The sequence below is a fragment of the Rhodococcus sp. A14 genome (genome assembly GCF_011603105.1).
Classification (GTDB): Bacteria; Actinomycetota; Actinomycetes; order Mycobacteriales; family Mycobacteriaceae; genus Rhodococcus_F; species Rhodococcus_F opacus.
In genome coordinates this window covers 1-1,745 of record NZ_JAAOQS010000252.1, presented here as the reverse complement: position 1 = coordinate 1,745, position 1,745 = coordinate 1, and the positions used below count along the sequence as shown (strand labels likewise).

Sequence of the window (1,745 nt, the reverse complement as noted above, 5' to 3'; positions counted from 1 at the left end):
AAGGTGCTCGTCGCGAACCGCGGTGAGATTGCAGTGCGGGTGATCCGGGCCGCAGCCGATGCCGGCCTGGCCAGCGTCGCCGTCTACGCCGAACCCGACGCCGACGCCCCGTTCGTGCGCCTGGCCGACGAAGCGTTCGCCCTCGGCGGGCAGACCTCCGCCGAGTCCTACCTGGTGTTCGACAAAATCCTCGACGCCGCCAAAAAGTCCGGCGCCGACGCCATCCACCCCGGCTACGGCTTCCTCTCCGAAAACGCCGACTTCGCCCAGGCCGTGATCGACGCCGGCCTGATCTGGATCGGCCCCTCCCCGCAATCGATCCGCGACCTCGGCGACAAGGTCACCGCCCGGCACATCGCCGAAAAAGCCAAGGCCCCGATGGCCGCCGGCACCAAGGACCCGGTCCGCAACGCCGACGAGGTCGTCGCCTTCGCCAAGGAATACGGTGTCCCCGTCGCCATCAAGGCCGCGTTCGGCGGCGGCGGCCGCGGCATGAAGGTCGCCCACACCATCGAGGAAATCCCCGAACTGTTCGACTCCGCCACCCGCGAGGCCGTCGCCGCGTTCGGCCGCGGCGAATGCTTCGTCGAACAGTATCTGGACAAGGCCCGCCACGTCGAAGCCCAGGTCATCGCCGACCAGCACGGCAACGTCATCGTCGCCGGCACCCGCGACTGCTCCCTGCAACGCCGCTTCCAGAAACTCGTCGAGGAGGCCCCCGCCCCGTTCCTCACCGACGACCAACGCAACCGCATCCACACCTCCGCCAAGGCCATCTGCAAGGAGGCCGGCTACTACGGCGCCGGCACCGTCGAATACCTCGTCCAGGGCGACACCGTCTCCTTCCTCGAGGTCAACACCCGCCTGCAGGTCGAACACCCCGTCACCGAGGAAACCGCCGGCCTCGACCTGGTCCTGCAACAGTTCAAGATCGCCAACGGCGAACACCTCGACCTCACCGAGGACCCCACCCCCCGCGGGCACTCCTTCGAATTCCGCATCAACGGCGAGGACGCCGGCCGCGGCTTCCTGCCCGCCCCCGGCCCGGTCACCAAGTTCGTCCCGCCCACCGGCCCCGGCGTGCGGATGGACTCCGGCGTCGAAACCGGCAGCGTGATCGGCGGCCAGTTCGACTCCATGCTCGCCAAGCTCATCGTCACCGGCGCCACCCGCGACGAGGCCCTGGCCCGCGCCCGCCGCGCCCTCGCCGAATTCCAGGTCGAAGGACTGGCCACGGTCATCCCGTTCCACCGGGCCATCGTCGCCGACCCCGCCTTCATCGGCGACGGCACCACCTTCGACGTCTACACCAAGTGGATCGAAACCGAATGGGACAACCAGATCGAACCGTTCACCGGTAACCAGCCGATCGACGAGGACGAGTCCGGGCCCCGGCAGAACGTCGTCGTCGAGGTCGGCGGCCGCCGCGTCGAGGTGTCCCTGCCCGGACAGTTCACCCTCGGCACCGGCGCCGGAATCGCCCCCGGGGCGGTCCGCAAGAAGCCCAAGGCCCGCACCCGCGGCGGCGCCCACGGCGGCGCCGCCTCCGGTGACGCCGTCACCGCCCCCATGCAGGGCACCGTCGTCAAGGTCGCCGTCGAAGAAGGACAACAAGTCGCCGAGGGCGACCTCATCGCCGTCCTCGAGGCCATGAAAATGGAAAACCCCGTCAACGCCCACAAGGCCGGCACCGTCACCGGCCTCGCCGTCGAACCCGGCGCCGCCATCACCCAGGGCACCGTCCT

Annotated in this window: 1 protein-coding gene; it reads left to right on the top strand. The window is 69.6% G+C overall.

Going from position 1 to position 1,745, the window contains the following annotated elements; all coding sequences use genetic code 11:
- Positions 1-1,745: acetyl/propionyl/methylcrotonyl-CoA carboxylase subunit alpha (locus G9373_RS45150; RefSeq protein ID WP_167121306.1), on the top strand; the 1,745-nt coding region annotated here is incomplete at both ends.